This window comes from Cereibacter sediminicola (assembly GCF_007668225.1).
In the GTDB taxonomy this organism is placed as follows: Bacteria; Pseudomonadota; Alphaproteobacteria; order Rhodobacterales; family Rhodobacteraceae; genus Cereibacter_A; species Cereibacter_A azotoformans.
The window spans coordinates 1-12,908 of record NZ_VDEK01000054.1; the positions used below are offsets into that span (position 1 = coordinate 1).

A 12,908-nucleotide genomic window follows, 5' to 3' on the forward strand; every position below is an offset into this window, starting at 1 on the left:
CCTTGCGAGGCCTGAATCACGCGATCCCCACGAAATCAATGGGTCTGGAGCCTAGTAGGCTCTCTCATGACCGGACTCATCGGCTCATCTGACGTGATCCGCTCGCGCTGTGGCAACACGACCTGTCTCCATGAGTTTCCTGTGCTGTCGGCTCCTTACCGATTGAGCCGTTCTGCCCACCCCCCTCCCGAGGGTTGACTTTTTGGTAGTTACCAATAATCGTGACTGATCATCCGGGTCGGCAGCGGGTCCATGTCGCGCTCCTGGGGCAGCAAGCTAGGGGGCGAAGTCCGAGGATTGACACATATCCTGCAAAGCACCGTCCAGCGCCGGGGCCGTCCCAGCTATGAGATGGAGGACGGCGACAGTGCCGAGGCCTTCCGGACCTTCGCATCCGGGGTCACGCTTCAGCGCGACGACCCGAGCCCCCTTTGGGTGCAGCTGAAGAACTGGATCGAGCACGCGATCCTTGATGGCACGCTGCCCGAGAATGCGCGGCTGCCGTCCGAGCAGGCCATGTGCTCGATGTTCGACCTGTCGCGACCCGTGATCCGCAATGCCCTGCAGGCGCTTTCGGCCGAGGGGCGGGTGATCAAGCAGCCGAGGAAGGGGATGTTCGTGGCACCGCGCGCGCCCGAGCTTGCGTTCATGACCTCGCCACTGGGCGTGTTCGACGATCTGTCGGCGAAGGGTTACAAGGTTACCGTCAAGACCTACGAATTCGGCCTGCACGAGGCCAACGAGGACGAGCGGCGCGTCTTCAAGCTGCCGCAGGGGTTTCAGGTGATCCGGGCGCTGCGTGTCTATCATGCGAACGAGACACCCCTGACCCACACGCTGATTTCGCTGCCTGCCCATCGCCTGCCGGGCTTCGAGAAGCTTGACATGGAGGGCCGCTCGATCTTCGGCACGATCCGCGAGCTTTACGGGCTGACGGTTGCGCGGGCCGACCGCTGGCTGAAGGGCGCCATCGTGCCCGACGAGGTGGCGACGCGGATGGGAGTGCCACCGGGGGGCGCCATGATCGCCATCGAGTCGGTTGCCTATGACCATGACGGCAACGCCCTCGAATACTATCGCGCCTTCTACAACAGCGATGTCGCGCCGATCCACGTCGCGACCGACGCGCGATAACCAACGGAAAGAAAACGGTTTTCCGGCTGAAGGCGCTCGCGGTCAATTTCTGATCATTACCACATTGACACAAACAAATTCGCCTCCTACTGTTTTCTGGTAACGACCAGAAACGGAGCGTCCGGGACTGGAAGGACGCGGGTCGTGCCCCGGGAGGAACCTTCGGGTCCGGGCGCCGCGTCAGGGAGGAAGAATGGACTACAAGGCGATCTTTCGTCTCGATGGCGCCTGCGCGGCCGTCACGGGAGCCGGCAGCGGCATCGGCCTCGAAATCTGCCGCGCCTTCGCGGCCTCGGGGGCGCAGCTGGTGCTGATCGACCGCGAGGGCGCGGCCCTCGATCGGGCGGCCGAGCAACTGGGAGCGGCCGTCGTGGCCCGGATCGTTGCCGACGTGACCGATGCGGAGGCGATGACGGCCGCGGCCGCCGAAGCGGAAGCCTTGGCGCCCGTGTCGATCCTGGTCAATTCCGCGGGCATTGCACGGCTGCACGATGCGCTCGAGACCGAGGACGCGACCTGGCGGCAGGTGATGGCGGTCAATGTGGACGGCATGTTCTGGGCCAGCCGCGCCTTCGGACGCGCCATGGTCGAGCGCGGGGCAGGGGCCATCGTGAACCTCGGCTCCATGTCCGGCACGATCGTGAACCGCCCGCAGTTCGCCTCGAGCTACATGGCCTCAAAAGGGGCGGTGCACCAGCTGACCCGGGCGCTCGCGGCCGAATGGGCGGGCCGGGGAGTGCGGGTGAATGCCCTCGCACCCGGCTATGTGGCGACCGAGATGACGCTGAAGATGCGCGAGCAGCCCGAGCTCTTCGACACCTGGCTCGAGATGACGCCGATGGGCCGCTGCGGCGAGCCCTCGGAGATCGCGGCAGCGGCGCTGTTCCTTGCCTCGCCGGCAGCGAGCTACGTCACGGGCGCGATCCTCGCGGTCGATGGCGGCTACACGGTCTGGTGAGGCAAAGAGCGATATGAGCGATCTCTCCGACCTCGCCAAACGCGAGGAGATCATCCGCCAGTGCCTCGAGATGAACCGCACCGGCCTCAATCAGGGCACGTCGGGCAACATCTCGGTCCGGCACGCCGACGGCATGCTGATCACGCCGACATCGTTGCCCTACGACACGCTGGTGCCCGAAGACATCGTCTTCGTCTCGATGGACGGCGAGGTGCAGGGCCGGCACAAGCCGTCGAGCGAATGGCGCTTTCACCGCGACATCCTGCGCGAGCGGGCGGACGTGAATGCAGTCGTGCATGCCCACCCGACCTTCTGCACCACGCTTGCAATCATGAACCACGAGATCCCCTCGATCCATTACATGCTGGCGGTGGTGGGAGGACCCAACATCCGCTGCGCCCCTTACGCGATCTACGGTTCGGAGGAGCTGTCGCGGAACGCGGTGGAGGCGCTGCGCGATCGCAAGGCCTGCCTTCTCGAGCATCACGGCATGATCGCCGTGGGAAAGAGTCTCGCGCAGGCCATGTGGCTCGCCGTCGAGGTCGAGACGCTCGCGCGCCAGTATCACGGCTGCCTCCAGATCGGCGAGCCGCGACTGCTCAGTGAGCGCCAGATCCAGGACGTGATCGACAAGATCGCCGGCTACGGCCACCAGGGCTGAGGCGGCAGGAGGACCCCGCAAGGGACAAGGGCCGGCGGAGGAGCCGGCTGCAAAGGGAGGAAGAGACATGACGACCAAGACCGCGAAGGGCCTGACCACCGCGCTTCTTCTGCTCGCGAGCCTGTCGCCCGCGCTGGCCGAGGAACTGACGCTGGAGGGCAAGACGATCGGCATCACGGCGATCGGCACCGACCACGACTGGGACCTCAAGGCCTACCAGGCGCAGATCGCCGAGGTGGAGCGCCTTGGCGGCACGGCCATCGCACTCGACGCCGGCCGGAATGACCAGACGCAGGTGAGCCAGATCCAGACGCTGATCGCGCAGAAGCCGGATGCGATCATCGAGCAGCTGGGCAACCTCGACGTGCTGAACCCCTGGCTGCAGAAGATCACCGAAGCGGGCATCCCGCTCTTTACCGTCGATACGGCGACCCCGCACGCAATCAACAACACCACCTCGAACAACTATTCCATCGGGGCCGAGCTTGCGCTGCAGATGGTGGCGGATCTGGGCGGCAAGGGGAACGTGCTGGTCTTCAACGGTTTCTACTCCGTGCCGGTCTGCAAGATCCGCTACGACCAGATGAAATATGTCCTTGAAGCCTTTCCGGACGTGAAGATCATCAAGCCCGAGCTGCGCGACGTGATCCCGAACACGATCCAGTCGGCCTACTCCAACGTCACGGACATGCTGACGAAACATCCCAACAAGGGTGACATCGGCGCCATCTGGGCTTGCTGGGACGTGCCGATGATTGGCGCCACGCAGGCGCTGCAGGCGGCGGGACGCACCGACATCCGCACCTACGGCGTGGACGGCAGCCCCGAATTCGTCGAGATGGTGGCCGATCCCGACAGCCCGGCGGGCGCGGTGGCGGCGCAGCAGCCTTCCGAGATCGGCAAGCTCGCGGTCCAGAACGTGGCGCGCCACCTCGCGGGAGAGGAGGTGGAGCCCTTCACCTTCGCGCCGGCCGTGCTCATCACCAAGGAGAATGCAGCCGAGACCGCCGCCGACTTCCTGCCGAAGTAAGCGGCACTGTGCAGGCGTTCTCCGGAGCCCGAAAGGGGCCGGGGACCCCACGCGCCGAGCGGCCTGTTCCGGGTCGCCTGACAGGTTGCGAAGCCCTTCCGGGGGCTTCCTCGGGCGGGTGCCTTCTCTCTTCCTTCGTGTCGGCCCCGCCCGCCTCTGCCATCATTCCTCGGGAGCACGTCCATGAGCGGTCTCGCCATCGACATGACCGGCATCTCCAAGGCCTTCGGGCCGGTGAAGGCGCTGGTCGACGCCGACCTCCGCGTGGCGCGCGGCACGATCCACGGGCTCGTGGGCCAGAACGGCGCCGGAAAATCGACGATCATCAAGGTGCTGGCGGGTATCCTGAAGCCCGACAGCGGCCGGATCGTCATCAATGGCACCCGGGTGGAGAGTCTCACGCCCGCCTCGGTCGAGCGGCTGGGCGTCCATTTCATCCATCAGGAGCGGCTTCTCGTTCCGACCGCCACCGTGGCCGAGGCGGTGTTCCTGAACTACGAGTTGCGCTTCGGCCCCTTCCTGCGCCCCGGCGCGATGAAGCGGCGGGCCGAAGAGCTGATCCGCACTCATTTTGGCCTCGACCTGCCCGGCGACACGCTGGTGCGCGACCTGACGACCGCGCAGCAGAAGATCGTGCAGATCACCCGGGCGCTCGCGCAGGAGGCGCAGGTTCTCGTGCTCGACGAGCCGACCGCGGCGCTGGTCAAGCGCGAGGTGGACAGCCTTTTCACCGTGCTGCGCAAGCTCCGCGCGCAAGGCATCGCCGTGATCTTCATCTCGCATTACATGCAGGAGATCGAGGATCTGTGCGACGAGGTGACCGTGATGCGCAACGGCACCGATGTCGGCGTCGTGCGTCCCGGCGAGACCTCGATCGACGAGATCGTCTCGATGATGATCGCCCGCGACGTGGGCGAGATGTTCCCCCGCCGCAGCCATGCGCCGGGCGCCCCCGTGCTGCGGATCGAAGGCCTGTCGCAAGCGGGCCATTTCCGCAATGTGAGCTTCGAGGTCCGCGCGGGGGAGGTGCTGGGCATCACCGGCCTCCTCGGTTCGGGCGTGAAGGAGCTGGTCGAGTGCCTCTTCGGGCTCGAGCAGCCCGATGCGGGCAGCGTCACCATCGACGGCGAGGTGCGCCGCTTCGCCAATCCGGGCCGGGCGGTGCAGGGCCGGGTGGCCCTCGTCCCCGAGGATCGGCGGGCGCATGGCGTGGCGACCGACATGTCGGTGCGCGACAACATCACCATCGCGAGCCTCGAGCGTTACATGACCCGCGGTTTCGTCTCCCGCGCGCGGGAGAATGAGGCGGTGGACGGCTTCATCCGCGAGCTCTCGATCAAGACGCCGCACCGCGACCAGCTCGTGCGCAATCTCTCGGGCGGCAACCAGCAGAAGGTGGCGCTGGCCAAATGGCTCTCGTGCCAGAGCCGGGTCTATGTGCTCGACGAACCCACCGTGGCCGTCGACGTGGGCGCCAAGGTCGAGATCTACACGCTTCTGAACCGCCTCGCCGCAGAGGGGGCGGCGATCCTCTTCCTCTCGTCTGACCTGCTCGAGATCGCGGGCTTCTGCGACCGCGCCCTCGTCGTCTACCGCGGCACGCTGAACGGCGAGTTCGCGGGCGACACGCTCGACAGCGACCTGCTCCTGGCCGCCGCCTCGGGCGCGCGGACCCTACGAAAGGAGGCATGAATGACCATGGCCCTGTCCCAGTCCCCCACCGAACGACCCTCTGGCGCAAATCGCGGCAAGGCGCTCGCCGCCGCCGCCATCCGGCTCGGTGCGCTCGCGACCTTCGCGGCCATCATGGCTTACTTCGCCTTCACCGCACGCGGCTTCGCCACGCCCTTCAACATCGTCAACGTGATCGAGCAATCGGCGATCCTCGGCATCCTCGCCTTCGGCATGTCCGTCGTCATCATCGGCGGCGGCTCGGAGGTGCAGACGGGCGGCATCGACCTGTCGCTGGCCGCCAATGCGGGTTTCTGCGCCGCGGTTTTTGCCACCGCGACCAATGCAGGGCTGCCCGCGCCGGTCGCCATTGCCGCCACGCTGGGGACGGGGATGCTTGTGGGGGCGGTGAACGGTTTTGCCGTGGTGGGCCTCGGCATCCTGCCGCTTCTGGCGACCCTCGCCTCGATGAACATCGTGGCCGGGATCGAGCTCACGTTAACCGAGAACACGGTCCTCTCGACCAGTTCGCCACTTCTGGGCGTCCTCTCCTCGGGCCGCTTCCTCGGGATCTCGGCGCTGGCCTGGGTGCTGATCGCGGCCTCGGTAATCGTAGGGCTCGTGATCCACCGCACGCCGGTGGGCCTTCGGCTCTATGCCGTGGGCGGTCATCCCGAGGCCGCGCGCGCGGCCGGGCTCAACGTGGGCCTGCATGTCTGGGGCACCTATGTCTTCGCGGGCCTCTGCGCGGGTCTCGCCGCCATCCTCATCGTCTCACGCCTCTCGGCCTCGACGCCGGGAACGGGCGAGCTTCTGCTGTCGATCCTCGCCGCGGCGCTCCTCGGCACGGTCTTCTCGCGCCGCTTCGTGCCGACCGTGGGCGGCACCGTCCTGTCCGTGATCTTCATCGGCTTTCTCGCCAACGGCTTCCAGCTCCTGCATCTGTCGAGCTACTGGGTCTCGGGCGTTCAGGGAGCGCTGATCCTGCTGGTCGTCGCCGTCACCTCCTATGCCCGTCCGCAGGAGCACTGAGCCATGAGCCTTTCTCTCTCCCGCCATCTGCCGAAGGACCGCGAGAGCTTCTCGACCGTGGCGGTTCTGGTGGCCTTCTTGGGCCTGTTCCTCGTCTTCGCCACGCAGGCCGATGCGTTCCTGACGCTCGGCAACCTGCGCAACGTGCTGGTGAACAACGTGGTCCTTCTCGCCATCGTGGCGCTCGGCGTGACCTTCGTCGTCTCCTCGGGGGGCATCGACCTGTCGGTCGGCGTCTCGGTGGACATGGCGAGCCTCGTCTTCGTCTCGGCGCTGGCCGCGGGCGTGATGGCCCCGCTCGGGCTCGCCGCGGGTCTTGGTGCGGCGCTCCTCGTGGGGCTTCTGAATGCCATCCTGATCGCGCGGTTGAAGATCAGCCCCTTCCTGGCCACGCTATGCCGAGATCTTCAACGCCATCTCGCGTTCGAGCCTTCTGGGCGTGCCGACGCCGGTCTGGGTGCTGATCCTGTGCGTGCTCGTCACCTGGCTCGCGCTGCACCGCATGGGCTTCGGCCGGCAGGTGCAGGCCATCGGCGCGCGCCCGGGCGTGGCCTGGTATTCGGGCATCCGCGTGCCGTCGCGGCTGACGCAGGTCTATATCCTCGCGGCTGTCCTCGCCGGGATCACCGGGATCCTGCTCTCGGCCACGGTGCGCTCCTATGTGCCCATGTCGGGCAATGCTTTCCTGCTCGACGCCATCGGCGCCACCTTCATCGGCACCACCATCAGCCGCGAGCGCCGGCCCTCGATCCTCGGCACCCTTCTGGGCGTGGCGCTCCTCGCCATGGTCAAGAACGGCCTCCTGCTCATCGGCTGGAACTTCTACTGGCAGCAGGTGGGGATCGGGGTTCTCGTCTTTGCCGTGCTCGCCCTCAGCTTCGGCCTCCAGCGCCGCCACTAACGGAAAACAGAGATCATGCCGACCTATGACGTGAGTTCCATCGGGTTCTATGTCTGCGACATCCTCGGTCGCCCCGTGACCCGCATCCCCGACGGCGGCCGCGCCGACTACATCCAGGAGATCCGGATGACCGTTGCGGGCACCGCCGGGGCCACCGCTGCCGACTGTGCCATCCTGGGCCTGAAGACGCTCGCCGTGACCACGGTGGGTGAGGACGAGATGGGCGACTTCATGGTGGCCAAGCTCACCCGCTTCGGCGTCGATTGCGCCATGGTGGCGCGCGACGGCTCGGTCCAGACCTCGGCCACCATCCTGCCGGTGCGCCCGAACGGCGAGCGGCCCGCGCTCCATGTGCCGGGCACGGCCGCCACCTTCCGCATTCCCGAGGGCCGGCTCGATGCGGCGCTCGATGCGCGCATCGTCCATGTCGGCGGCACAGGCCTTCTGAAGAGCTTTGACGGCGCGCCCACGGTCGAGGCGCTGCGCCGCGCGAAGGAACTCGGGCGCATCACCACCTTCGACCTGATCCAGGCGACGCCCGAGACCTTTGAGCTGGTCCGCCCCTGCCTGCCCTACATCGACTATTTCGTGCCCTCGATCGAGGAGGCCTCCGAGATGGCGGGCGCAACCGATCCGGCCGAGGTGGCCCGCTTCTTCAAGGGCCTGGGGGTCAAGAACGCGATCCTGACCATGGGAGGGGAGGGGGTCTATGTCTCGCCCGAGACGGGCGAGGATTTTCGCCTGCCCGCCCATGCAATCGAGGTGGTCGATACGACGGGCTGCGGCGACAGCTTCACCGCCGGCGTGATCGTGGGCCTCGCCCGCGGGTGGGAGCTGCGCGACTGCTGCCGCTTCGCCTCGGCGGTGGCGGCGCGCGTCGCCATGGGGCTCGGCTCCGACGGAAAGCTCGTCTCGTTCGAGGACACGATCGAGGCCATGAACACCTTGCCCCTGCGGGCGAACTGAGGACGGACGAATGACGGGAACGGCGGTAGTGACGGGGGCGGCGCGCGGGATCGGGCGCGCGCTCGCGGTGGGGCTCGCAGAGGCGGGCTACGATGTGGCGGTGACAGATCTCGCCTCGCAGGCCGAAGGGCTGGCGGAGACGCGCGCGCTGATCGAGGGCGCGGGCCGGCGCGCCTTCGTCGAGACGGTGGATGTCTCGGACCGGGCCGCAGTCTTTGCCGCGATGGCGCGGATCGAGGAGGCCGCGGGTGGCATCGACGTGCTGGTGAACAACGCGGGCATCCTCAAGCCCGCGCGGCTCGAGGATCTCTCGGAGGCCGACTGGGACGCCCACATGGACGTGAACGTGAAGGGGGTCCTGTCCTGCTGTCAGGCGGTGCTGCCGGGGATGCGCGCGCGCAAGGCCGGGCGGATCGTGAACATCGCCTCCATCGCGGGCCGTCAGGGCGTGCCAACCCAAGGCCACTACGCGGCGACCAAGTCAGCGGTCATCACCCTGACGCGGGTGCTGGCGCAGGAGGCGGGCATGGACGGGGTCACCGTCAACGCGATCTGCCCGGGCATCATTCTGACCGAGATGGGCAAGAACAACCTCGGCTCGGACGAGGCGATCCGCCACTGGGAGGACGTGGCCGCGCTGAAGCGCCTGGGCGCGCCCGAGGACATCGTGGGGCCGGTCCTCTTCTTTGCCGGCGAGCAGTCGGCCTTCGTGACGGGGCAGGCGCTGAACGTCTGCGGCGGGATCTACTTCCACTGAGGCCACCCGCCCGCCGCGGGACCTGCTCCCGTCCCGTGGCGCTCCTGCCTCTTCCGCCGCGCGTCCGCCTGCGGGTCGCGGCGTCCTTTCCCTTTTGCCGCTGCAGGAGTCCCTGATGCGCAACATCGACCGTTTCTTCATTGGCGGCACTTGGGTCGCTCCCTTCGGCCAGGACCGGCATCCCCTGGTCAATCCCGCGACCGAGGAGGAGATCGCCGCGATCCCGATGGCCTCGGCCGAGGATGTCGATCGTGCCGTCGCCGCGGCCCGCGCCGCCTTCGAGGGCTGGGCGGCCACGTCGAAGACGGAGCGCCTGCTCCTCCTGCGCCGCCTCCTCGACCTCTACAACGAGGCTTATGACGAGCTTGCCGAACTGATGACGCGCGAGATGGGCACGATTGCCCGCTTCAGCCGCGAGGCGCAGGCTTGGGTCGGGCGCGCCCATCTCGAGGCCGCCATCGAGGCGCTCGAGGCGGAGAGCTTCGAGGAGATGCGCGGTTCAACCCTGATCTCGAAGGAGCCGATCGGCGTCTGCGCCCTCATCACGCCGTGGAACTGGCCGATGAACCAACTCGTCGTGAAGGTGGCCCCGGCGCTCGCCGCGGGCTGCACGGTCGTCGCAAAACCTTCGGAGTTCTCGCCCCTCTCCTCGATCCGCTTTGCCGAACTGGTCGAGGCCGCGGGCTTCCCCGCGGGTGTCTACAACCACATCACCGGCGCGGGCCCGGTGGCGGGCGAGGCGCTGGCGCGGCACCCTGATGTGGACATGATCTCGATCACCGGCTCGACACGGGCGGGGATCGCGGTTGCACGGGCCGCCGCCGACACGGTCAAGCGCGTGACGCAGGAGCTTGGCGGCAAGTCGGCCAACATCATCCTGCGTGATGCGGATCTCTCCACCGCGGTCCGGCAGGGCGTGCTTGACTGTTTCGGCAACGCGGGGCAGGCCTGCAAGGCGCCCGCGCGCATGCTTGTCCCGGCAGAGCTGATGGACAAGGCCGCTGCCATCGCGGCCGAAACCGCCGGTGCCTTGCGAGTAGGCGCGCCCGAGGGCGAAGTCGACCTCGGCCCCGTGGTCAACGAGAGCCAGTGGCGCCGGATCCAGTCGCTGATCGAGGCGGGCATTGCCGAGGGCGCGCGTCTCGTCACCGGAGGCCCGGGCCGTCCCGACCATCTGTCGCGCGGCTGGTATGTCCGTCCGACCGTCTTCGCCGACGTGGCCCACGGCTCGACCATCGCCACAGAAGAGATCTTCGGCCCCGTCATCGCCCTCATACCCTACGGCGACGAAGAAGAGGCGATCCGCATCGCCAACGACTCGATCTATGGTCTGGCGGGCTACATCCAGACGAGCGACATCGACAAGGCACGTCGCATCGCGCGGAAACTGAGGGTGGGCATGGTCTACATCAACGGCGCCGGCTGGGATGCGCGCGCCCCCTTCGGCGGCTACAAGCAGTCCGGCAACGGGCGGGAGCACGGCGCCTGGGGCCTCGCCGACTATCTCGAGACGAAGGCCACGGCCGGATTGTGACAAGCGCCTACCGCAGTGCCCTCCTTCTGAGCATGGGCCCCGCCGCCGGGATCGGGCTCGGGCGCTTTGCTTATGCGCTGCTTCTGCCGGCGATGCAGGCCGATCTCGGGTGGAGCTATGCGGCGGCAGGCTGGATCAACGCGGCCAACGCTGCGGGATATCTGGGGGGTGCCATGCTCGCCCCCGCCGTGGCACAGAGGTTCGGTGCCGCCCGCGCCTTCGCCGCGTCGCTGGCGGTTCTGCTGCCCGCGCTGGCCGCAGTGGCCCTGACCCGGGATGTCGTGCCCCTGGCGGCGCTCCGGCTGCTGGCGGGTGTGGCCGGCGGGATCATCTTCGTCTGTGGCGGGCTCCTCGCGGTCAGCCTGACCGGCCGGGCGGCGGCGGGCGGGCTGGTGCTCGGCACCTTCTACGCGGGCACCGGGCTGGGGATGATCCTTTCGGCGCTGGCGCTCGCGCCGCTGATCGGGCTCGCGGGTGCAGCGCACTGGCCGCAGGGCTGGCTGATCCTCGCCGCCCTCGCCACCCTGTGCGCGGGCCTTGCCCTCCTGCCGCTGCGGGACGGGCTGGGCGCGCCGGTGCGCCAGGTTCGCGCCCGTGGCCCCACGCCTCTCGGGTTCTGGAAGATCCTCGTCGGCTACTTCCTCTTCGGGCTCGGCTCCATCGGCTACATGACCTTCATCTACGGCCACCTCGCCGAGAGTGCCGGCGGCTGGCGCCAGGCCATGCTCTTCTGGTGTGCCCTCGGCCTGTCCGCCGTTGCCGCTCCCTGGATCTGGCGAAAGCTCATCGGAGGCTCCCGCCCGGAGCGCACCTTCGCGCTGCTCGTGACCACCAACGCGCTCGGATCCGCGCTCCCCTTCCTCATGCCGGGAGCGGCGGGCCTCTGGCTCTCGGCTTTTCTCTTCGGCAGCACCTTCTTCAGCACGGTCGCCGCCACCAGCGCCTTCGTGAGCACCCTGCCGCAGATTTTCGACCGGGGACGCGCGATCCGCGCCTTCACCATCGCCTTCGCCCTGGGTCAATTCGCCGGTCCTGTCGCGCTTGGCTGGACAGCCGACCTCAGTGGGCGTCTCGACGCGCCCCTGATGGTCGCGAGCCTCGTCGTCCTCCTGGGCGCCATCCTCGGCGGCCTGGAGCGACGCCCCGACAGGATCCTGGCCTCCGCGGACTGAGCAACGTCGATCTGAGCCTCTTCACGTGGCTGAGCTCTGACCTCGCGAGGGCACATCCGCGCCATCGTGCCAGATGCCCGTGCCGATCGGCATCGGGAACGTCGCCCGGGAGCTGTGAAAGCCCGATGCGGTCGCGGACGGTCGGGCGAGCGTTCCGGCGCTCTCCAGGACCAGGAGCCGGCGCCATGCGACCACAGCAGCCGAACCTTGATCGCGGCTGAGCCTGCGCCCGGTCGTTCCGGAGTGATCTTGGGCGCATCACCAGCGTCGCGGGCATCATGCCGTGATCCGAACGGGCGCATCTGTTCTACGAGCGCCTGCACGAGGAATGGCTGCAGCCACAGACGGGCGACCGCTCCCACTCGAAGTCCTAGCGGCATCGTCAACGACGCGAACGACTATGCCAACGAGACCATCGGCGATCCCCGCAATCCCTTCGACCTGCTGCGGAGGGTGCGCGCTTTCGGCTTAGGTGAGGCGCTGCTTCAGCGCACCGAAGGCTCTGGGTTCGATCTCCAGCGCGTTGGCTGGGGCGCTCAGGTATTCGCTGGCTGAACTCGTTTCTTGCGCGGGCTGGCGGTGGAATTTGTCGCCGACGACAGTTGAAGGCGTGTCATGAGCCGCCTTGGCGAAGGCGACTGATCGGCAGCTCGAATTTCACCCCATTCAGTGCCTCGGCCATCATGACGACAGGCGCGGCGTGAATATACGTTAACGCAACCTCCTGGATGGGGTGCCCCGTGATCATCTTCGACAGGTCGGGAGGGCAGCCGCTCCGAGCAAGCTCAGTGGCCAGGGTGTGCCTGAACGAGTAAAACACCTTGCTCTTGTCGGTGATGCCAAGGGACCTGCGAAGGAAGGTGTTGTTTAACCAGTCGTTCACCTTGTCGGGGCGGGTCCACTCGGGGAAAAGAAAGGTTTCACCCTTTTCGCGCAGGGCAGTCACATGGCCGAGAAAGCCGAGCCGGATCAGATCGTCGTGGATCGGCACAAGTCGCTTGCTCCGCTGGTTCTTCGACGCCTCGGCGAGGTAGAAGGTAACCACCCGGTTGTGGCCGCCTGCCCGGGGTGAGGTCGTTTCCTTATGCTACG

General features: G+C 67.5%; 12 protein-coding genes and 1 pseudogene. 12 read left to right on the top strand and 1 reads right to left on the bottom strand.

All coding sequences use genetic code 11. From position 1 onward, the window contains the following. Nucleotides 1-297: 297 nt before the first annotated feature. The 12 genes and pseudogenes from FG154_RS19250 to FG154_RS19300 all read left to right on the top strand — a co-directional run bounded on the left by FG154_RS19250 (nt 298) and on the right by FG154_RS19300 (nt 11,816). Nucleotides 298-1,134 (top strand): GntR family transcriptional regulator, encoded by an 837-nt coding sequence (locus tag FG154_RS19250; protein ID WP_246100468.1) that lies wholly within the window; start codon nt 298-300, stop codon nt 1,132-1,134. A 193-nt stretch (nt 1,135-1,327) separates the two neighbouring features. After that, nucleotides 1,328-2,092, top strand: a complete 765-nt coding sequence (locus FG154_RS19255; protein WP_145111442.1) for an SDR family NAD(P)-dependent oxidoreductase — start codon at nt 1,328-1,330, stop codon at nt 2,090-2,092. Between the two features lie 13 nt (nt 2,093-2,105). Further along, nucleotides 2,106-2,753 carry a class II aldolase/adducin family protein gene (locus FG154_RS19260; protein ID WP_186312455.1) on the top strand — a complete coding sequence of 216 codons (648 nt, stop codon included), beginning with the start codon at nt 2,106-2,108 and terminating at the stop codon, nt 2,751-2,753. Nucleotides 2,754-2,820: 67 nt separating this feature from the next. Beyond that, nucleotides 2,821-3,783 carry a sugar ABC transporter substrate-binding protein gene (locus tag FG154_RS19265; protein WP_145111447.1) on the top strand — a complete coding sequence of 321 codons (963 nt, stop codon included), beginning with the start codon at nt 2,821-2,823 and terminating at the stop codon, nt 3,781-3,783. Nucleotides 3,784-3,966: 183 nt separating this feature from the next. Then, nucleotides 3,967-5,475, top strand: a complete 1,509-nt coding sequence (locus FG154_RS19270) for a sugar ABC transporter ATP-binding protein (protein ID WP_145111450.1) — start codon at nt 3,967-3,969, stop codon at nt 5,473-5,475. After that, on the top strand, nt 5,476-6,486 hold the full coding sequence (locus FG154_RS19275) for an ABC transporter permease (protein ID WP_145111453.1): 1,011 nt from the start codon (nt 5,476-5,478) through the stop codon (nt 6,484-6,486). A 3-nt stretch (nt 6,487-6,489) separates the two neighbouring features. Beyond that, nucleotides 6,490-6,822, top strand: a pseudogene (locus FG154_RS21800) (ABC transporter permease); the annotation flags it as partial. 103 nt (nt 6,823-6,925) lie between these two features. Next, on the top strand, nt 6,926-7,387 hold the full coding sequence (locus FG154_RS21805; protein ID WP_281282094.1) for an ABC transporter permease: 462 nt from the start codon (nt 6,926-6,928) through the stop codon (nt 7,385-7,387). 15 nt (nt 7,388-7,402) lie between these two features. Beyond that, nucleotides 7,403-8,353 carry a sugar kinase gene (locus FG154_RS19285; RefSeq protein ID WP_145111456.1) on the top strand — a complete coding sequence of 317 codons (951 nt, stop codon included), beginning with the start codon at nt 7,403-7,405 and terminating at the stop codon, nt 8,351-8,353. Between the two features lie 10 nt (nt 8,354-8,363). Next, entirely contained in the window at nt 8,364-9,110 is a 747-nt protein-coding gene (locus FG154_RS19290) for an SDR family NAD(P)-dependent oxidoreductase (RefSeq protein ID WP_145111459.1), read from the top strand. A gap of 115 nt (nt 9,111-9,225) precedes the next feature. Next, nucleotides 9,226-10,644 carry an aldehyde dehydrogenase family protein gene (locus FG154_RS19295; RefSeq protein ID WP_145111462.1) on the top strand — a complete coding sequence of 473 codons (1,419 nt, stop codon included), beginning with the start codon at nt 9,226-9,228 and terminating at the stop codon, nt 10,642-10,644. After that, nucleotides 10,641-11,816 carry a YbfB/YjiJ family MFS transporter gene (locus tag FG154_RS19300; protein WP_145111465.1) on the top strand — a complete coding sequence of 392 codons (1,176 nt, stop codon included), beginning with the start codon at nt 10,641-10,643 and terminating at the stop codon, nt 11,814-11,816. Before FG154_RS19295 ends, FG154_RS19300 begins: the two co-directional genes overlap by 4 nt. A gap of 613 nt (nt 11,817-12,429) precedes the next feature. Here the strand turns inward: FG154_RS19300 and FG154_RS19310 are convergent. After that, nucleotides 12,430-12,861, bottom strand: coding sequence for a site-specific integrase (locus FG154_RS19310; protein ID WP_145111468.1), 432 nt, complete (start codon nt 12,859-12,861; stop codon nt 12,430-12,432). Nucleotides 12,862-12,908 lie beyond the last annotated feature (47 nt).

Excerpts from the sequence above, each read along its gene's own strand:
- FG154_RS19255 (WP_145111442.1), top strand. The coding sequence starts at position 1,328 with ATGGACTACAAGGCGATCTTTCGTCTCGATGGCGCCTGCGCGGCCGTC.
- FG154_RS19260 (WP_186312455.1), top strand. The coding sequence starts at position 2,106 with ATGAGCGATCTCTCCGACCTCGCCAAACGCGAGGAGATCATCCGCCAG.
- FG154_RS19265 (WP_145111447.1), top strand. The coding sequence starts at position 2,821 with ATGACGACCAAGACCGCGAAGGGCCTGACCACCGCGCTTCTTCTGCTC.
- FG154_RS19270 (WP_145111450.1), top strand. The coding sequence starts at position 3,967 with ATGAGCGGTCTCGCCATCGACATGACCGGCATCTCCAAGGCCTTCGGG.
- FG154_RS19275 (WP_145111453.1), top strand. The coding sequence starts at position 5,476 with ATGACCATGGCCCTGTCCCAGTCCCCCACCGAACGACCCTCTGGCGCA.
- FG154_RS19285 (WP_145111456.1), top strand. The coding sequence starts at position 7,403 with ATGCCGACCTATGACGTGAGTTCCATCGGGTTCTATGTCTGCGACATC.
- FG154_RS19290 (WP_145111459.1), top strand. The coding sequence starts at position 8,364 with ATGACGGGAACGGCGGTAGTGACGGGGGCGGCGCGCGGGATCGGGCGC.
- FG154_RS19295 (WP_145111462.1), top strand. The coding sequence starts at position 9,226 with ATGCGCAACATCGACCGTTTCTTCATTGGCGGCACTTGGGTCGCTCCC.